Raw genomic sequence first — 18,276 nt, 5'->3', positions numbered from 1 at the left:
CTGCGCTTCCTGGCCTCGCACTGGGTCTTCGCGCTCGCCCTGCTGGCCGGTGGCGGGCTGCGCGCGCTGGCCGTGCTCGGCTACCGCCCGGCCCTGTGGTTCTGGGCCGACTCCTTCGTCTACCTGAACGCCGGGCTCTCCCCGCGCCCCCTGGAGTCACGCCCCGCCGGGTACGCACTGTTCCTGTGGATCCTCAAGCCGCTCTCCAGCGTCCAGGCCGTGGTCGTGCTGCAGCACCTCCTCGGGCTGGCCGTGGCGGTCTGCGTCTACCTGCTGCTGCGCAGGCTGGGCGGGCTGCCGGGGTGGGGGGGCGACGCTGGCCGCGCTGCCCGCGCTGCTGGACGTCCACCAGGTCCAGCTCGAGCACCTCGTCATGGCCGACCTGCTCTTCCAGTTCCTGGCGGTGCTGGCGGTGACGCTGCTGCTGTGGCGGCGGCGCCCGGCGACGTGGGTCGCGGCGCTGGCCGGCGCGCTGCTGGCGGCGGCGACCGTCACCCGGACCGTCGGGCTGCCCCTGATCGCCGTCGTCCTGGTCTGCCTGCTCGTCCGCCGCGCCGGGTGGCGGGCGGTCGTCGCGGCCACGCTGACCGCCGCGATCGGCCTGGGCGGGTACGCGGCCTGGTTCGCGTCCGAGCACGGGACCTACGGGCTGACCCGGGGGAACGCGTTCCTGTGGGCGCGGACGATGACCTTCGCCGACTGCTCCGTCATCCGGCCCCCCGGCCCCGAGGCGGCCCTGTGCCCGGTCGAGCCCGCGGGGGCGCGCAAGGCTCCACCGGTCTACATCTGGGACGGCGACTCCCCGCTGAACAGGATCAAGGGGAGCTGGGCCGAGCGCGACGCCCTCGCCGGGGCCTTCGCGACCCGGGCCATCACGGCCCAGCCGGTGGACTTCCTGCGGACCGGCCTTCAGGACGTGGCCCACATCTTCGACTGGACGCGGCGCGTCTACCCGACCCCCGGGCCGCAGAGCGCCTACGTCTTCCCCGACACCGCCCGGCCCTTCCCCGCCGGGACCGCCTCACAGGGCAGGACCGCCGAGGAGCTGACCACGGCCTACCAGGGCGCCTCCGGGGCCCCCGTCCTGGTCGAGCCGTACGCGGGGCTGCTGCGCGGCTACCAGGAGTACGGCTACGTGCGGGGGCCCTACCTCGCGGTCATCTGCCTGATCGGGCTGGTCGGCGTGCTGATGCGGCTGCGCCGGTTCGGCGGCGCGGTGCTGCTGCCGTGGGCGGCCGGGACCGTGCTGCTGGTGCTGCCCCCCTTCATCGCGGCCTTCGACCACCGCTACGTCGTCCCCGCACTCCCGCTGGTCTGCCTGGCCGCCGGGCTCGCCTTCGGTTCCCGGCGGCACGAGGCGCGCGTCCTGGACGAGGCGCGTCCCGGGGACGGCGGTCCGTCCGGCGACCCCGTGGACGGCCCTGCGGACGACCCGCCGGACGATCACTACCGGGAACCCGGCGGGGAGCCGTCGTACGGACAGACCGAGGAGGACCACCGCTGGGCGTCCGGGCGGCCCGTGTACGCCAGCCCCGTCCCCGACCCGCAGGACCGTGCGCCGCGTCACGACGGCGCGGCCGGGATGCCGCTCTTCGGGCGGCAGGGCGGCTACGGCGGGTCAGCGACGCCGGACGTGCAGCCGCACCAGCACGCCGAGTTCTACCTCCCCGAGCGCCCGTCGGACCTTCCCCACGGCGTCCCGGTTGAGCCGCGCCACCAGCTTGCCGACATCGGTCCCTGGAGCGCAGCCCACCGTGACGCGCAGCCGCTCGTCCCGTACATGCCTGACCCCGACCCGGGTGAGCCCTTCGACTTCTTTAAGGGCAACGGCGAGCACGGCCGTCCCCGTCCCGGCCCGCCTGCCGCACCGCCCCCGTCCCAGGGCGTGTAGCAGCCACCGCACCGCCAGGACCGCCAGCACCGTCAGGACCAGCGCGGCCGTCCAGCCCTGCCAGGGATGCTCGGCCAGCCACCCCGGGAGGCCGCGGTGCACGAGCCGGGTGTCCGGCCGGTGGCCGGGGAGGTCGCCGCGGCCCCGCAGGAAGGCGTACAGCCCGGTGCAGCCGAGCACGGTGCCGGTGACGGCCAGGCCGATCCGGTTCCCCGTGTACGGCCTCATCGGCCCCTCCGCCTGCACAGGCGCACCATGACGTCGCCGCCGTACATCGAGCCCAGGCCCGCCAGGCGGTCGCCCACCGCGGTGCCCACCCGGCGCAGGACCGGCCCGGTCCGCTCGGCGTCGGTGAAGACCGTGACCTCGACGATCCGCGAGGCGAGCCGGACCCGCGCCCGGTTCACCTCCTCCACCGACTCGGCGGCCTCGCGCAGCGTACGGCGGAGCCCGGAGCGGGTGATGCCGATGACCAGGTGCGGATCGCCCGGCTCCAGCGGGACCAGCCGGGGCCGTCCCGGCAGGGCGGCGAGCGCGAGCATCGTCGCGCCCGCCAGCACGGCGAGCACCGCGACCGCGAAGACGGCGGGATCGGACCATCTCCACGAGCCCGCGCCGTCGACGAGCAGGCGGTAGGGCTCCCGCGCGACCGGTGACTCCATCAGCAGGCCCACCGTCGTCGAGGCCGCCGCCGACAACAGGACGGACACCGCCAGGGCCACCGGGACGCCCGCCGGGGTCCTGCCCGGCCGCAGCAGCCGCAGCGACCTGCGGCGGACCTCCTGGAACTGCTCGCCCGCGGCCTTGCCCGCCGAGCCGCCACCTCCCGACCCGCCGCTCCCCGAGCCGCCACCGCTTCCCGAGCCCGCCAGGATGTCCTGGAGAGTAGTCGTCATTCGTTCAGGTGTACGCGTCCCCGGCACCCCGAGCGGAGCCTCCCCCGCCCACTTGCCCGATCTTGTGCTGTCACCGGCGGGAGCGTTGACCGTCCCGCGAAGCAATGTGAATATGACTCATATTCGATGCGGCCGGGTTATCCTGCGGACATGGACGACCGCCAGCGCTACGACCGGGCCACCGCCCACCTCGATCCCCCCTTCGCCGTCGTCGACCTGCCCGCCCTGCGCGCCAACGCGGCCGCGATGGTCCGGCGGGCCGCGGGCAAGCCGATCAGGGTCGCCAGCAAGTCCGTCCGTTCCCGGGCCCTGCTCGAACGGATCCTCGCCATGGACGGCTTCGACGGGATCATGGCCTTCACCCTTCCCGAGGCCCTCTGGCTGGTCTCCACCGGGATGCGGGACGTCCTGGTCGCCTACCCCACCGCCGACCGCGCCGCGCTCGCCGAGCTGGCCGCCACCCCCCGCGCCGCCCAGGAGATCACCGTCATGGTGGACCGGGCCGAGCAGCTGGACCTCGTCGAGTCCGCCGTCGCCGGTGTCCGCGACCGCCAGGAGATCCGCCTCTGCCTGGACGTCGACGCGGGCTACCTCGCCTTCGGCGGCCGGTTCCGGGCGGGCGTCCGCCGCTCCCCCGTCCGGGACGCCGTCCAGGCCGCCGACCTGGCCACCGAGATCGCGAAACGGCCGGGCTTCCGCCTGGTGGGCCTGATGGCGTACGAGGCGCAGATCGCCGGGGTCGGGGACGACCTTCCCGGCAGGTCGGTCCGCACCCGGGCCGTCCGCTGGATGCAGGCCCGCTCCCGGCGCGAGCTGATCACGCGCAGGGGCCGGATCGTCCAGGCCGTACGGCAGATCAGCGACCTGGAGTTCGTCAACGGCGGCGGCACCGGCAGCATCGAGAAGACCACCCGGGAACGGGCCGTCACCGAGATCGCCGCGGGCTCCGGCTTCTTCCATCCCCGGCTGTTCGACTTCTACCGCGGCTTCACCGGCCGGCCCGCCGCGCTGTTCGCCCTGCCGGTGGTGCGCCGCCCGTCCCCGGGGGTGGTCACCGTCCTCGGCGGCGGCTACACCGCCTCCGGTTCCCCCGGCGCCGACCGCCTGCCCCAGCCCTACCTGCCGTGCGGGCTGCGCTACGACCCGGACGAGGGGGCGGGCGAGGTGCAGACCCCCCTGATCGGCCAGGCCGCCGAGGACCTGCGTCCCGGTGACCGGGTGTGGTTCCGGCACGCCAAGGCCGGCGAGCTCTGCGAGCGCTTCACCGGCCTGCACCTGATCGAGGGGGACGAGATCGTGGACGAGGTCCCCACCTACCGGGGCGAGGGTCACGCCTTTCTCTGACCTGCGGCCCCGGCCTCCCGCGCCGGGACCGCGCCTTGGCCGGTGGCGGCCTGCCGGGACGCCTTGGGTGCCTTCCGCGACGCCCTACCGGTGGCGCCTTACCCGTGGCGCCTTACCGGTGGCGCCGTCTCCACAGCATGACCATCGCGCCGAGCGCCAGCACCGCTCCCACGCCGATCAGGACCGGCGCCAGGTCCGGCCGGTCGTCCTCCCACAGGTCGTCCGGCTCACCGGCGGCCCGCACCGGCTTGGGCCCGGCGACACCGCCCACCAGGTCACCGACCTGGGCGACCAGGTGCTCCGCGTTCGCCCTGACCTTGGCCACGCCACGTTCCGCGACCCGCTTCGGGCTCACCCGGTCCGCGATGGCGTCCACCGTCTGGGCCAACTCCGCGCGCGTGCGCTCGATCTGCCGTTCCAATTCCGCGGGATCGGTGTCCGCCATGGCTATCCTCCCCTACACCTCGATGTCGATCAGTCTGTCAGGTCCGGTCCACCCGCGGCACTTCGGGCAGGCCGGTAAGTTGACCCGGGAACCATTCCTCGGAGGAACACCATGAAACTCGAGCCGGGCGACGCCGCCCCGGACTTCACGCTTCCCGCCGCCGACGGCACCACCGTGTCGCTGGAGACCTACCGCGGCAGGCGCGTCATCCTCTACTTCTACCCCGCCGCGATGACCCCGGGCTGCACCAAGCAGGCCTGCGACTTCCGCGACAGCCTCGACTCCCTGACCTCGGCCGGGGTCGCCGTCCTCGGCGTGTCGAAGGACACCCCGGCCAAGCTCGCGAAGTTCGCCGAGCACGACGCCCTGACCTTCCCGCTCCTGTCGGACCCCGGCCTGGAGGTGCACAGGGCCTACGACGTCTACGGCGAGAAGACGATGTACGGGAAGACCACCATGGGGGTCATCCGCTCCACCTTCGTCATCGACGCCGACGGCAAGATCGAGAAGGCCCTCTACAACGTGAAGGCGACCGGCCACGTGGCCCGCCTGCGCCGCGAGCTCGGCCTCGGCTGAGGGCTCCCGCGGCCGTTCACCGGGACACGCGCACAGGAGCACGGGAGCGTGGGCGTGGGAACGCGGGCACGGAAAGACGGGCGCGGGAACGGGAACACGGGCGCGGGAACGCGGCGAGGAAACGCGGGTGCACCCCGGAAGTCGCCGCGCGCGTTTCCTTTCCCGGGCGTGCCCTGCGCACGGGAACGCGCCCCGGAAACGCCCGCGAAGACGGCCGTCCTCTCCCGCGTCGCCCGTGTCCCGCCCCGACCGGGCATCGTCGTCGCGAGCGGCGCGCATTGTCCTCGGCGGACGCCCGCCGAAGCGTTTAGCAATGACACGTCCCGCTTTCGGAGGCCATCCCCGTCCGGCGAAACCCCCGTCGCGGCGCCGTCGCCCGAAAGGGGTTCCCGGGATACGCCCCGAGGGAGGCCCCGGCCGGTTTCCGGTCAGCTCAGAGGGCACCTGATCACAATCGGGATGCCGTACGGGCGGCCGGGATGTAGGATCGGGGACGTCCGGCGGGGCCGGGCATCGGTATCGCACGGCGGTCACATCAATGGCGACCGGCTCGACAACAGAAAAGAAGACCCGCGTCTCGTCCGCCCGGTCCGTCGTTCACGGGAACGGGAATTCCGCGGGAGCGTCAAGGGGCCGTAGTCCAATGGCAGAGACACACGGTTTAGGTCCGTGCCAGTTCGGGTTCGAATCCCGACGGCCCTACAGAAGAATCACGTTCATTCCGCCGAGGCGAAATCGACCGGCACGGGTGTGACGACGTCGCCCCGGAATTCGTTATCGCGAAACGGTCCCAAAAGGGAAAAACGAAAGGTCGCGCGGTCCGTCCTCATGACCGCGCGACCTGTCGCCGTTGTGACTTGTCACCACAAACTGCTCCCTTTACTCACCCCGGAAGGTGCTCCCGGAAACCATCGTGCCGTAGCGGCCGTAAGGCCGGTGTAAGCGGTGCCGGGTCTGCGACCTGGGTCGTACGCCGGGTTCCCCCCTCAGGGGGAAGGGCGGGGATCGGGCCGTACGTATCGTGGTGGTGTGTTCGGCAGACTACGCGCCTGGAGCAGGCGCCATCCCAGGATCACCGATGCCCTCTGGCTGGTCCCGTTCCTGCTGTTCTCCCTGCAGAACGTGATGTCCGCGGGCGTCGGGAGCACCGCCTGGGAGGGGGCGGGCCTGGACGTGTGGTGGTTCGCGGGGCTGGGGGTCCTGCTGTTCGCGCCGCTGTTCTGGCTGCGCGAGCGCCCGCTCACGGTCTTCACGATCATCTCGATGACCTGCTTCCTGCAGTGGCTGCTCGGGGTGCAGCCGCTGTTCTTCAACGTCTCGGTGCTCATCGCCCTGTACGGGGTGGCGTCACGGCGTTCGTTGCGCTGGGCGGTCGGGGCGGGCCTGGTGGTGGAGCTGGGGCTGCTCCTGGCGTTCCTCCAGTCGCCGCCCTCGGAGGCCGCGTTCGGAGCCGCCTTCGCGTCCGCGTCGGCGTTCTCGGGCACGGTCTGGATGGGAGGGATCTACGCCAACACCCGGCGCCGCTATCTGGAGGGGCTGGAGGAGCGGGCCGAGCGGGCCGAGCGGGAGCGTGACCAGCAGGCCAGGCTGGCCGCCGCGGCGGAGCGGGCCCGGATCGCCCGCGAGCTGCACGACGTGGTCGCGCACAACGTGAGCGTGATGATCGTCCAGGCCGACGGGGCCAACCATGTGATCGGCCACGACGCCGAGCAGGCGCGCCAGGCGATGCAGGCGGTCTCGGCCACCGGGCGCAGGGCGCTGGCGGAGATGCGGCGGATGGTGGGGGTGCTGCGGGACGACGGCGTGCAGGGGGAGTACGCGCCGCAGCCGAGCCTGTCGCAGCTGAACGAGCTGGTGGCGCAGGTGCGGGCGTCCGGCCTGCCGGTGGACCTGCGGGTCTCCGGCGTCCCCAGGGAGCTTCCCGAGGGGGAACAGCTCACGGTCTACCGGATCGTCCAGGAGGCGCTGACCAACACCCTCAAGCACGGCGGCCCGGCCAGCAGGGCCTGGGTCGAGATGGAGTACGGCGTGCGGGAGCTGCTGCTGCGGGTGACCGACGACGGCCGCGGCGCCTCCGCGCCCGAACGCGAGGGCGGGCACGGCCTGGTGGGGATGCGCGAGCGGGTGGCGATGTTCGGCGGGAGCCTGGAGGCCCGGCCCGAGGCGGGCGGCGGGTTCCGGGTGGTGGCGCGGCTGCCGATCGGAGCCGGGGCGGAGCAGGCGGCATGAGGGGGCACGGCGGAGAGCACGGCGCGGGAGGGCACGGCGCGGGAGGCGGCCGGGGCGACGGCCCGGGTCGCCGTCCGGCGGTCGGGCGGGATCGTCCGCTGGGCGGCGGCACGGGTGGCGGCGCGGGTGGCGGCGCGGGTGGCGGGCGGTGAGCGACCAGGTGATCAGGGTCATGCTGGTCGACGACCAGGAACTGCTCCGTACCGGGTTCCGGATGGTGCTCGGTTCCCACCCCGACGTCGAGATCGTCGCGGAGGCCGGCAACGGCGCGGAGGCGGTGGAGGCCACCCGGAGGGTCGCGGTCGACGTGGTGCTGATGGACGTGCGGATGCCGGTCATGGACGGGGTGGAGGCCACGCGCCTGATCTGCTCGGTGCCCACGGGGCCTCGGGTGCTGATCCTGACCACGTTCGACCTGGACGAGTACGCGTTCGCGGCGTTGAAGGCGGGCGCGTCGGGGTTCCTGCTCAAGGACGTGCCCCCCTCGGACCTGGTGAGCGCGATCCGCTCGGTGCACAGCGGGGACGCGGTGGTGGCGCCCAGCACGACGCGGCGGTTGCTGGAGCGTTTCGTCGTGCACCTTCCGGCGGCGGGCCCGGCCGGGACGGCGGAACCGACGGCGCTGGCCGGGGTGACCGCGCGGGAGCGGGAGGTGCTGGTGCTGGTGGCCAGAGGGCTGTCGAACACGGAGATCGCCGGCCGGTTGCAGCTGGCGGAGGCGACGGTCAAGACGCACCTGGGCCGGGTACTGGCCAAACTGAACCTGCGGGACCGGGCACAGGTGATCGTCTACGCCTACGAGTCCGGCCTGGTGACCCCGCGCTCGGCCGACTGACCCCGGTCCTGCCCTGCCCTCCTTGCCCTGCTCCTGCCCGCCCTGATCGCCCCCGGCCCGGCCCCCTGCCGTCCCGATCGTCTCGGCCCTGCCGTGCCCGTCCCGATCGCCCCGGCTCGCCCCGGCCCGGCCTCCCCCTCCCCTGCCGTCCCGATCACCTCGGTCCTGCCCTGCCCGTCCCGGTCGCCCCGGCCGCCTCGCGCGCCTCGGCCGAACGGCCGAGGCCGCGGTACGACGAAAGTGGCGCCGCTCCTCCCCCGGGTGCCCCCCGCATGACCGCAGGTCGGGCCTAATGCCTGATGGAACCGTTCTTCCAGGTCAATAGCGTCTTCCGTGTCATAACGTCGTACGTCGTCGAGGAGAGCTGACATGACCATCACCGGAGAGGCCGGCGCGCGGGGCACCCGAAGAGGCGTGACACCGGCCGTGACGGCCAGGGGCCTGACCAAGGTGTACGGCCGGGGGGACACCGCCGTGCACGCGCTGCGGGGTGTGGACGTCACGTTCTCCACGGGCGCCTTCACCGCCATCATGGGGCCGTCGGGGTCGGGCAAGTCCACGCTGATGCACTGCCTGGCCGGTCTGGACACGGTGAGCGGCGGGCAGGTGTGCGTCGGGGACGTGGAGCTCACCGGGCTCGACGACAAGAAGCTCACCCTGCTCCGCCGCGAGCGGATCGGCTTCATCTTCCAGGCGTTCAACCTGCTGCCGACGCTCACGGCCGAGCAGAACATCCGGCTGCCGCTGGACATCGCCGGGCGGCTCGCCGACCCCGTCCTGTTCGACCAGGTGGTGGAGACCGTGGGCCTGCGCGACCGGCTGGGGCACCGGCCGTCGGAGCTCTCGGGCGGGCAGCAGCAGCGCGTCGCGGTCGCCCGCGCCCTGATCAGCGCACCACAGGTCATCTTCGCCGACGAGCCCACCGGCAACCTCGACTCGCGCAGCGGCGCCGAGGTGCTGTCGTTCCTGCGCACGTCGGTACGCGAGCTCGACCAGACGATCGTGATGGTCACCCACGACCCGGTGGCCGCCTCCTACGCCGACCGGGTGATCTTCCTGCGGGACGGCCTGCTGGTCGACGAGCTGGCCGGGCCGACGCCGCAGTCGGTGCTGGACACGCTGATGAAGCTGGAGGCGTGAGGTGCTGAGGACCACGCTGGCCGGACTGCGCGCGCACCGGCTGCGCCTGGCGCTGACGGCGCTGGCGATCGCGCTGGGCGTGGGGTTCATCGCCGGCACGTTCGTGCTGACCGACACCATCGACGCGGGCTACACCCAGAGGTTCTCCGCGGCGGCCGACCGGCTGGACGTCGCCGTCCTCCCCGCGACCGCCAAGGGCGACGAGGAGGCGCTCGTCTCCGACGCGACCCTGAAGAGGATCCGCGCCACGGACGGCGTCACCGACGCCCAGGGACTGGTGCGGGGGACGTCCGCCCTGATCGGCAAGGACGGCAAGGCCGCCGGTGACTACCCGACGCTGGGGATCTCGCTCCCCGAGGGGACGCTGAACCGTACCGCCGTCGTCGAGGGGCGGGTCCCGCGCAACGGGCGGGAGGCCGTGCTCGACGAGGGCACCGCCAGGAAGCGGGGGTTCCGGGTCGGCGACACCGTCACCGTGCTGGACGCCGGCGACGCCCGGCACACGTTCGCCCTGGTGGGACTGTTCGACGGCGGCCTGGACCAGGAGATCGGGTACATGGGGGCGGTGGGCTACACCACCGCCACGGCCCGCGAGATGACCGGGGCACGGGGGTTCGTCGAGGTCGACGTCGTCGCCGAGGGGATCTCCCAGGAGAGGCTGCGCGCCCTGGTCTCCGCGGCGGCCGGAGAGGGCCACCTGGTCAAGACCGGTGAGACCTACGCCGCGGACCTGGCCAGGGCCAACGGCGGCGACAACGAGATCATCGGCGTGGGGCTGCTGATGTTCGGCGTGGTGGCGATGTTCGTGGCCGCGCTGGTCATCTACAACACCTTCACCATCCTGGTGGTGCAGCGGACCCGGGAGATGGCGCTGCTGCGGTGCATCGGCGCCACCCGCGGCCAGGTCTTCGGCTCGATCCTGCTGGAGTCGGCCGTGGTCGGCCTGCTCTCGTCGGTGATGGGCCTGCTGCTCGGCTACGGTCTGGGCACCGGAGCACTGGCCGTGCTCGCCGCGGTCGACGCGCCGCTGCCCATGACGAGCGCCTCACTGGCGCCGCGCACGATCGTGCTGGGCCTGGTCGTCGGCCTGGTCGTGACGGTCGGCGCGGCCCTGCTGCCCGCCCGGACGGCGACGCGGGTGGCGCCCGTCGCCGCCCTGGGCGCCCAGGTGGAGGAGCCCGCCTTCCGGGCCGGTGTGCTCCGGACGGTCTCCGCGACGCTGCTGCTGGTCGCGGGGGCGGCGGTGATGACGTTGGCGGTGACGATGGACCCGGGCCAGACCGCGCTCCTCGTGGTCATGACGGGCGCCTCGCTGGTGTTCCTGGGCGTGCTGGTCTTGGGCCCGGTGATCGTCAGGCCGCTCTCCACCTTCGCCGGGTGGGTCCCGGCCAAGCTCTTCGGCGTGCCCGGCAGGCTCGCCCTGGACAACTCCCGGCGCAACCCGAAGCGGTCGGCGACCACCACGGTGGCGCTCACCGTGGGCGTGACGCTGATGACGGTCATCTCGGTCGTCACCGGCACCGTGCGGGCGACGTACACCCAGCAGCTCGACGAGCAGTTCCCCGTCGACTACATGGTGCAGAGCCAGGGACGCGATTCGGTCCTGCCCCGTTCGATCGCCGACGAGCTGCGCGTCCGGCCGGAGTTCGCCTCGGTCGTCGCGTTCCGCTCGACCACCGCCCCCCTGGAGTCCAGGGACGGCACGTACCAGGTGGGCACGTTCACCCCGGCCCCGGGGTTCGCCCCGAAGCTCGACGCGGGCTCGATCGACCGGCTCACACCGGGGACCGCGTTCGTCGCCGAGCACCTCGCCAAGCGCCTCAAGGTCGGCGTCGGGAGCCGGATCACCGTACGGACGAAGGAGGCCGGCCCGGTCGCCCTGACGATCGCGGGAGTGTCCGGCGCGGAGTCGAACCTGTTCGACGTGACGGTGCCGGCCGGGGAGTTCGACCGTTACTTCCCGGGGATCGACGACTCCCGGGTGATGGTCAACTACCGGGACGGCGTGAACCCCGACAAGGCCCTCGCGGTGGTCGAGGCGGCGACCCGGGCGTACCCGACGGCGAAGGTGATCAGCTCGACCGAGGTGCGGGGCGAGTTCGACGAGACGCTCGACATGATGCTGATGATCATCACGGGCCTGCTGGGCCTGGCCGTGCTCATCTCCCTGCTGGGCATCGCGAACACGCTCTCGCTCTCGGTGCACGAGCGCACCCGCGAGTCGGCGCTGCTGCGGGCGCTCGGCCTGACCCGGCCGCAGCTGCGGCGGATGCTCTCGGTCGAGGCGCTGGTCCTGGGCCTGATCGGGGCGCTGGTGGGTGTGGCGCTAGGCGTCGTGTTCGGCTGGGCCGCGGCGCAGACGATGACCACGAACGTCCTGTTCCGGCTGCCGGTGGGGCAGATCCTGGCGTTCGTGGCGCTGTCCGGGCTGGCCGGGGTGGTGGCCGCGGTGCTGCCCGCCCGGCGCGCGGCCCGCGCCTCGGTGGTGGGCTCGCTCGCGAGCGGCTGACCCCGGGCCGGTCCGGCACGTCCCGGCAGAACCGGACGGGAGCCGGACAAGAGTGGGCCGGGTGACAGGCGGGTACGGCCGGGACGTCTCCTATCGGGGGCGGCGTCCCGGCCACTGCTCGGCCACGGTCTCGGGGTTGAGCAGCGGCCGGATGACGATCTCTCCGGTGGCCTTGTCGATGACCACGCACCCGGCGCCCACGGTGTCGGGCAGCACGCCGGGATCGTCCGGCTCCGGCTCGTTCGCCCAGGCGACATAGCCCTCTTTGAAGGCATAAATACGGATGTCGGAGTTGGCGCCCGTGCCACGGACCCCGCTGAAGTACTCCTCCGCCACCGCCCTGGCCTGCTCCGGGTTCACAGCCGCCGCCCCTCCCTGTCGATCACGACGCAGAACACGCCGGTCACCGATTCGTACGGCGGCTCCACCGCCATGTGCCCCCGCTGCGCGTCGATCCAGATCACCTCGCCGTCGAAGTTGACCGCGTTCCACGCGTGGCTGCCCCCGGCCGGCCAGCGGTTGACGATCAGCGCGGCCGAGCCGTGCCCTCCGGCCAGCAGCGCCTGCGCGATCGGGATGTAGGAGTGCCGGCCCTGCCCCACGTACTGGAAGCGCTGCCCCAGCCAGCGTTCCGCCCTGGCAACTCCCCCGGCCTCGCCGCTGAGCAGCGGCTTGCCGACCCGGTCGTACTCGGGTCTCCGGGGTGCGGCCACCGCGGGGACGCCGTACCAGGTGGAGAGCACCGACAAAGCGCAGTCGATCGCGTTGGTGGCGCGGAACGGGTCGTCACCGGACCCGCTCCCGTTGATCAGCCTGATCCACATGCCGCGCGGGTCGGGGAAGCGCCGCGGGGTGCCCTGATCGGTGACCGGGACCGCCTTGAGCATGTCCTCCTCGGTCTGCGGGTCCGGCCTGGCCAGCCCGCCCGCCAGCCCGTACGGCCGGCACTGGTCCAGCCGCGCCGGCCCCCAGCGCATCGGTTCGCGCTCCCGCGGAGCCGCCACCACGGCCGACACCTGGACCTCCAGCTCGAAGTCCCGCCACCGCTGCCCGTCCGCGGTCACCACGGGGTTGTAGACCCCCGCGGGCACACTCCACTCGTTCACGGCTCCCCCGTCACCCGTCATCTGCGAGCCAGATCGTAGGACGGGGCTCACCGGGGCGACGAGGAGTTGACCATTTACAGGCCCCGCCTCCGGCATGGCGTGGGACAACGGCCGGTACCCCGCCGGTGTCCCGATCAGCCGGTCAGCCGGTCAGGCGGTCAGGCGGTCAGGTGACCTCCACGCGGACGGTGTGCCGGCCGGTGGCGCCGTCCGGGGTGATGGGGGCACGGTCGGCGGTCTGGGTGTAGCCGGTGGCGTCGGTGGCGCGGACCTCGATGGTGTGGCTGCCGGGGGTGGCGTCCCAGTCGTCGAGGACCCACTGGCGCCAGGTGTCGGCGGTGGGGGCCTCGGCGAGGCGGGCCTGGCGCCACGGCCCTTCGTCGATACGGACCTCGACGGCGTCCACGCCCTTGTGCTGGGCCCAGGCGACGCCCGCGACGGTGGTCCGGCCGGCCGGGACGGACGTGCCGGGCTCGGGCAGGTCGATGCGGGACTGGGTCTTGATCGGCCCCCTGGCGGACCAGCCCCGGGGCGTCCAGTAGCCCTCGTCCCGGTCGAAGCGGGTGACCTTGATCTCGGTGACCCACTTGGTGGCCGAGACGTAGCCGTACAGGCCCGGGACGACCTGCCGGACCGGGAAGCCGTGGTCGACCGGGAGCGCCTCGCCGTTCATGGCGAAGGCCAGCAGGGCGTCGCGGCCGTCCATCACGACGTCGGCCGGGGTCCCGGCGGTCCAGCCGTCGGCCGACGTGCTGAGCAGCATGTCCGCCCCGCTCTGGACGCCCGCGTCGCGCAGCACCCCGGCGAGGCTGACACCCAGCCAGCGGGCGTTGCCGATGTAGGGGCCGCCGATCTCGTTGGAGACGCAGCAGAGCGTGACGTCGGCCTCGGTGACGGCGCGCTTCATCAGGTCGGCGAAGGTGAGCTCGACGGGCCGGTCGACCAGGCCGTGGATCGTGAGGGTCCAGTCCCTCGGGTCCACCTGGGGGACGACCAGGGCGGTGTCCACCCGGTAGAAGTCGGTGTTCGGGGTGACGAACGGCGACAGGCCCTTGATCCTGAGGTCGGCACCGGCAGGCAGCGGGGCCAGGGGCTTGGCGGGCTTGGGCAGCGCGATGTCGCTGCGCGCCGCGGTCACCTCGGCCCGGCCGGAGAACAGGCGACCGGCGGCCCCTGCGGCCCCGGCGACGGCGACGCCGCCGAGGACGCCGGTCAGCAGGCCGCGGCGGTCGAACGCGCGCAGATCGTTCCCGGCCCGCATGACCGGCGGTACGGACGCGCCCGCGACCGGAGGCGCGGAGGCGCCCGTGGCCTGCGGGGCGGGGGTGCCGGGCCGGTCACCGGTCGGGAGCGGGCCCTCGGTGGCGGAGAGCGGTGCGGTCGCCTCCGGGACGGTCCGCAGGGCCGGGGAGGGCTCCGGGCGGGGCTCGGGCGGGCTCTCCCGCAGGGTGTGGTGGAGATCGTCGGCGGACACCCGGGCGCGGCGCAGAAGCCGGTGCAGGGCGAGCATGCCGGCGCCGACGCCGAGCACCGTCGGCAGCAGGTCGGTCACGCCCGCGCCGGGCCGGGTCAGCACGGCGGCGACCCCGAGCAGGCCGAACGCGGCCAGGCCGGCCAGGCCGTACCGGACGTCACGGGCGGCGGCGACTCCCAGCAGGGCGGCGAGGAGCGCCATCACCACCAGGATCCCGCCGATCAGGACGACCTTGTCGTTCTCGCCGAACGTGCGGATCGCCCATTCCTTGAGCGGCGCCGGGGTGAGGTCGACGGCGGAGTTGCCGACCGCGACGACCGGGAAGGCGGAGGGGTTCACCAGGCCCGCGACGAGCAGGGAGAAACCCACCGCGACCGTCCCGGAGACCAGGCCGATCAGCGCCGCGGCCCACGAGGGCATGCTCCTGTTGCTCTGCATACCCCGACGCTACGCCCTCGGCGGGCCGCCGGATCTTACGCCCCGATTACGTACGGAACGGATGATCTCCCCGGCCCCGGCCCGCAGGCCGGACGATCTTCCCTGCCGGGGATCGCACAGGGCGGTCCTTCCCGGATCTCATGGGCCGTCCTCACGACCGGGACCCCGAGGGTCAGGCGATCTCCTCGGCCAGGATCGGGACGAGCGCGCGGAAGGCGCGGCCCCGGTGGCTGATGGCGTCCTTCTCGGCGGCGGACAGCTCGGCGGTGGTCCGGCTCTCGCCCTCCGGGACGAAGATCGGGTCGTAGCCGAAGCCGTTCGTGCCGCGCGGGGCGTCGACGATCACGCCGTGCAGGGCTCCCTCGGTGACCCGCTCGTGCCCCGACGGCAGCGCCAGGGCGGCGGCGCACGCGAAGTGCGCGCCGCGGTGACCCTCGGGCACGTCGGAGACCTGCGCGAGCAGCAGGGCGAGGTTGGCCGGGTCGTCGCCGTGCCTGCCCGACCAGCGGGCGGAGAAGATGCCCGGCATGCCGTTCAGCGCGTCCACGCACAGGCCGGAGTCGTCGGCGATCGCGGGCAGCCCGGACTGGCGGGCGACCGCGTGCGCCTTGAGCAGGGCGTTCTCCGCGAAGGTCAGGCCGGTCTCGGCGACGTCGCCGATCTCGGGGAACTCCTCCAGGCCGACGATCTCGACCGGGACCGAGGCGTCGGCCAGGATCCGGCGGAGTTCGGTGATCTTCCCGGCGTTGCGGGTGGCGAGCACCACCTTGCGGCCGCTCACGCCAGCGCCTCCCGCTGCAGGCGGGTGAGCTCCGCGCACCCGGCGACGCCGAGGTCGAGCAGCGCGTCCAGGGCGGCCCGGTCGAACGGCTTGCCCTCGGCGGTGCCCTGGACCTCGACGAACTCGCCGGAGCCGGTCATCACCACGTTCATGTCGGTCTCGGCGGCGACGTCCTCGGTGTAGCAGAGGTCGAGCAGCGCGGTCGAGCCGACGACGCCCACCGAGACGGCCGCGACCGAGTCGATCAGCGGGTCGCCGCCGCACATCTTCTTCTTGCGCATCCACGCGACCGCGTCGGCCAGCGCCACGTACGCGCCGGTGATGGCCGCGGTGCGGGTGCCGCCGTCGGCCTGGAGCACGTCGCAGTCGATGACGATCGAGTTCTCGCCGAGCGTCTTGTAGTCGACGCAGGCCCGCAGGGAGCGGCCGATCAGGCGGGAGATCTCGTGCGTCCGCCCGCCGATCTTGCCGCGGACCGACTCGCGGTCGTTGCGGGTGTTGGTGGCGCGCGGCAGCATGGCGTACTCGGCGGTCACCCAGCCCTGGCCGCTGCCCCGGCGCCAGCGCGGCACGCTGTCCTGCACGGAGGCGGCGCAGAGCACCTTGGTGCCGCCGAACTCGACGAGCACCGAGCCCTCGGCGTGGGCGAGCCAGCCGCGGGTGATCGTGACGGGGCGGAGCTGATCGGGAGAACGTCCATCTGCACGGGCCATGCCGTTCACCCTAGGTCATACCGGGCCCCGCTCCGCGCCAGTTCCATCCGCCCGCCGAACCCCCCGCGCGAGGCGTCCGCGAGGACGTCGTCGCGGTCGTTCCAGGGCACCAGGTGGGTCAGGACCAGGGTCTCCACGTCCGCCCTGGCGGCGTGCTCGGCCGCCTGGCGGCCGTTCAGGTGCAGCCCGGTGGGCAGGCCGGGCCGGTCGATGTGGGAGGCCTCGCACAGCAGCACGTCGGCGCCGGAGGCGAGCTTGACCAGCTCGGCGCTCTCGCCGGTGTCGCCGGAGTAGACCACCGACCGTCCCCCGTACGAGACCCTGAACCCGTAGGTCTCCACCGGGTGGTTCATCGGCGCGGCCGTCACCTCGAACGGGCCGGCCTCGAACACGCCGGGCGTCAGGCCCACGAAGTCGAAGGCGGTGTCGAGCGCGGGCTCGTCCGGCATCGCGTAGGCCGAGTTCAGCCGCCGTCGCGCGTCGGCCGGCGCGTACACCGGGATCCGGGGCAGCGGGCCGTGCGGCGAGTAGGTGCGCACCACGTGGTACGGGCACATGTCCAGGCAGTGGTCGGCGTGCAGGTGCGACAGGCAGATCGCGTCCACGTCGTACAGCCCTATGTACTTCTGGAGGGCGCCCAGGGCGCCGTTCCCGAAGTCGAGCAGCATGCGGAACCCCTCGGCCTCCAGCAGGTAGCAGGAGGAAGGGCTGTCCGGGCCGGGAAAGCTCCCCGAGCACCCGACGATCGTTAACTTCATGGCGGCCTCCTACGGTGATTACGGCCGCGCGTCACGGCGCGGGCGCCGGTGGCCGGTGCCCGCCCGCCCTCCTTCGTCCGCCAGGCCCGGCGCTCCCCCTACGGAGCGCCGGGACACCCTCACGCGCGATGCCCGTTACTCGGAACATCCCCTACTGTCGCCACTTCGACCGCCTGGATCTCCGGCCCGAGGAACCGGCGGCCGAGGTCGGCGAAGAGGCCCGCGTCACCGGTGGCGCGGAAACGGTGGACCGGCTCGCCCCCTACGGCGGCCAGACCCCGGTCGTGCAGGATGCGGTACACGTCCTTGGCCGTCTCGTCGGCGCTGGACACCAGCGTGACCCCGTCCCCCACCACGTAGGAGATCGGCCCGGTCAGCAGCGGATAATGCGTGCATCCCAGGATCAGCGTGTCGCACCGGTCGGCGAGCACCGGTTCCAGGTAGCCGCGGACGACGTCGATGAGCTCGTCGCTCATCGTCTCCCCGCGCTCGACGAACTCCACCAGGCGCGGCGCCGCCACCCCGGTGAGCCGGACGTCGGGGGCCGCGGCGAAGGCGTCCTGGTACGCCATCGACTCGATGGTGGCCCTGGTCCCGATCACCCCGACCCTGCCGTTGCGGGTCGCCCGTACGGCACGGCGGGTCGCCGGCTGGATCACCTCGACCACCGGCACGTCGTAGCGCTCCCGGGCGTCCCGGAGCACCGCGGCGCTGGCGCTGTTGCACGCGATCACCAGCATCTTGACGTCGTGCTCGACGAGGTGGTCCATCACCTCCAGCGCGTAGGCGCGAACCTGCGCGATGCTCTTGGGACCGTACGGCTGCCGTGCCGTGTCGGCCACATAGAAGATCGACTCGCTGGGCAGCTGGTCGATGATCGCCCTGGCCACGGTGAGCCCGCCGACACCGCTGTCAAAGATTCCGATACTCGCTTGCGACACAGTTCCCAAGGCTAGGCGACCTGGGACGATCGATCACGGTAAGAATCCTCACAACGCTGATTACCGACGCAGACGTGTACTTTCCATGACATCTTTCGTCGGCCGTCCCGTGGGACACCCCTGCCCCGCACGTCCCTTCCGGTTCCGTGCGGGCCAGGACGCGCAGGCCGGGCTCCGCGCGGGCTCAGGACGCGCAGGCC

Annotated in this window: 17 protein-coding genes and 1 tRNA gene; 8 read left to right on the top strand and 10 right to left on the bottom strand. The window is 73.0% G+C overall.

The window, feature by feature from the left end; all coding sequences use genetic code 11:
* Positions 1–156: 156 nt before the first annotated feature.
* A complete protein-coding gene (locus ABD832_RS03445) occupies positions 157–375 on the bottom strand; it encodes a hypothetical protein (protein WP_344888119.1) in 219 nt (72 codons plus the stop codon).
* Between ABD832_RS03445 and ABD832_RS03440 the strand changes: the two genes are divergently transcribed.
* A complete protein-coding gene (locus ABD832_RS03440; protein ID WP_344888116.1) occupies positions 374–1,891 on the top strand; it encodes a hypothetical protein in 1,518 nt (505 codons plus the stop codon). The two genes, ABD832_RS03445 and ABD832_RS03440, sit on opposite strands and share 2 nt — an antisense overlap.
* A 224-nt stretch (positions 1,892–2,115) precedes the next feature.
* Here the strand turns inward: ABD832_RS03440 and ABD832_RS03435 are convergent, their stop codons facing one another.
* On the bottom strand, positions 2,116–2,787 hold the full coding sequence (locus ABD832_RS03435; protein ID WP_344888113.1) for a DUF6286 domain-containing protein: 672 nt from the start codon (positions 2,785–2,787) through the stop codon (positions 2,116–2,118).
* A 150-nt stretch (positions 2,788–2,937) separates the two neighbouring features.
* On the opposite strand from ABD832_RS03435, the gene ABD832_RS03430 reads away from it, so the two are divergent.
* Complete coding sequence (locus tag ABD832_RS03430; protein WP_344888110.1) at positions 2,938–4,131, top strand: amino acid deaminase/aldolase; 1,194 nt, start codon at positions 2,938–2,940, stop codon at positions 4,129–4,131.
* Between the two features lie 112 nt (positions 4,132–4,243).
* On the opposite strand, the gene ABD832_RS03425 is transcribed toward ABD832_RS03430, so the two are convergent.
* A complete protein-coding gene (locus ABD832_RS03425; RefSeq protein WP_344888107.1) occupies positions 4,244–4,576 on the bottom strand; it encodes a DUF3618 domain-containing protein in 333 nt (110 codons plus the stop codon).
* 111 nt (positions 4,577–4,687) lie between these two features.
* On the opposite strand from ABD832_RS03425, the gene bcp reads away from it, so the two are divergent.
* From bcp to ABD832_RS03395, 6 genes are all read left to right on the top strand, one after another.
* The gene (gene bcp / locus ABD832_RS03420; RefSeq protein ID WP_344888104.1) at positions 4,688–5,152 is read left to right on the top strand and encodes a thioredoxin-dependent thiol peroxidase; all 465 of its coding nucleotides are present in this window, start codon (positions 4,688–4,690) and stop codon (positions 5,150–5,152) included.
* 629 nt (positions 5,153–5,781) lie between these two features.
* Positions 5,782–5,854, top strand: a tRNA-Leu gene (locus ABD832_RS03415).
* A gap of 327 nt (positions 5,855–6,181) precedes the next feature.
* Complete coding sequence (locus ABD832_RS03410; RefSeq protein WP_344888100.1) at positions 6,182–7,381, top strand: sensor histidine kinase; 1,200 nt, start codon at positions 6,182–6,184, stop codon at positions 7,379–7,381.
* 160 nt (positions 7,382–7,541) lie between these two features.
* Positions 7,542–8,216 (top strand): response regulator, encoded by a 675-nt coding sequence (locus tag ABD832_RS03405; protein WP_344888585.1) that lies wholly within the window; start codon positions 7,542–7,544, stop codon positions 8,214–8,216.
* Between the two features lie 369 nt (positions 8,217–8,585).
* On the top strand, positions 8,586–9,356 hold the full coding sequence (locus ABD832_RS03400) for an ABC transporter ATP-binding protein (protein ID WP_344888097.1): 771 nt from the start codon (positions 8,586–8,588) through the stop codon (positions 9,354–9,356).
* A 1-nt stretch (position 9,357) separates the two neighbouring features.
* Positions 9,358–11,865 carry an ABC transporter permease gene (locus ABD832_RS03395; protein WP_344888094.1) on the top strand — a complete coding sequence of 836 codons (2,508 nt, stop codon included), beginning with the start codon at positions 9,358–9,360 and terminating at the stop codon, positions 11,863–11,865.
* Between the two features lie 90 nt (positions 11,866–11,955).
* Here the strand turns inward: ABD832_RS03395 and ABD832_RS03390 are convergent, their stop codons facing one another.
* The 7 genes from ABD832_RS03390 to murI all read right to left on the bottom strand — a co-directional run bounded on the left by ABD832_RS03390 (position 11,956) and on the right by murI (position 18,076).
* Positions 11,956–12,225 carry a hypothetical protein gene (locus ABD832_RS03390; protein ID WP_344888091.1) on the bottom strand — a complete coding sequence of 90 codons (270 nt, stop codon included), beginning with the start codon at positions 12,223–12,225 and terminating at the stop codon, positions 11,956–11,958.
* Positions 12,222–12,971 (bottom strand): toxin glutamine deamidase domain-containing protein, encoded by a 750-nt coding sequence (locus tag ABD832_RS03385; protein WP_344888088.1) that lies wholly within the window; start codon positions 12,969–12,971, stop codon positions 12,222–12,224. The genes ABD832_RS03390 and ABD832_RS03385 overlap by 4 nt, the downstream gene beginning before the upstream one ends.
* A 166-nt stretch (positions 12,972–13,137) precedes the next feature.
* On the bottom strand, positions 13,138–14,883 hold the full coding sequence (locus tag ABD832_RS03380; RefSeq protein WP_344888085.1) for a molybdopterin-dependent oxidoreductase: 1,746 nt from the start codon (positions 14,881–14,883) through the stop codon (positions 13,138–13,140).
* A gap of 172 nt (positions 14,884–15,055) precedes the next feature.
* On the bottom strand, positions 15,056–15,664 hold the full coding sequence (gene rdgB / locus ABD832_RS03375) for an RdgB/HAM1 family non-canonical purine NTP pyrophosphatase (protein ID WP_344888082.1): 609 nt from the start codon (positions 15,662–15,664) through the stop codon (positions 15,056–15,058).
* Positions 15,661–16,377, bottom strand: coding sequence for a ribonuclease PH (gene rph / locus ABD832_RS03370; RefSeq protein WP_344888079.1), 717 nt, complete (start codon positions 16,375–16,377; stop codon positions 15,661–15,663). The genes rdgB and rph overlap by 4 nt, the downstream gene beginning before the upstream one ends.
* A gap of 5 nt (positions 16,378–16,382) precedes the next feature.
* Positions 16,383–17,135 carry an MBL fold metallo-hydrolase gene (locus ABD832_RS03365; RefSeq protein WP_344888076.1) on the bottom strand — a complete coding sequence of 251 codons (753 nt, stop codon included), beginning with the start codon at positions 17,133–17,135 and terminating at the stop codon, positions 16,383–16,385.
* A 119-nt stretch (positions 17,136–17,254) separates the two neighbouring features.
* Entirely contained in the window at positions 17,255–18,076 is an 822-nt protein-coding gene (gene murI / locus ABD832_RS03360) for a glutamate racemase (protein WP_344888073.1), read from the bottom strand.
* Between the last annotated feature and the right edge of the window lie 200 nt (positions 18,077–18,276).

Source organism: Streptosporangium longisporum, assembly GCF_039534895.1.
Taxonomy (GTDB): Bacteria; Actinomycetota; Actinomycetes; order Streptosporangiales; family Streptosporangiaceae; genus Streptosporangium; species Streptosporangium longisporum.
This window is presented reverse-complemented; position numbering and strand designations above follow the sequence as displayed.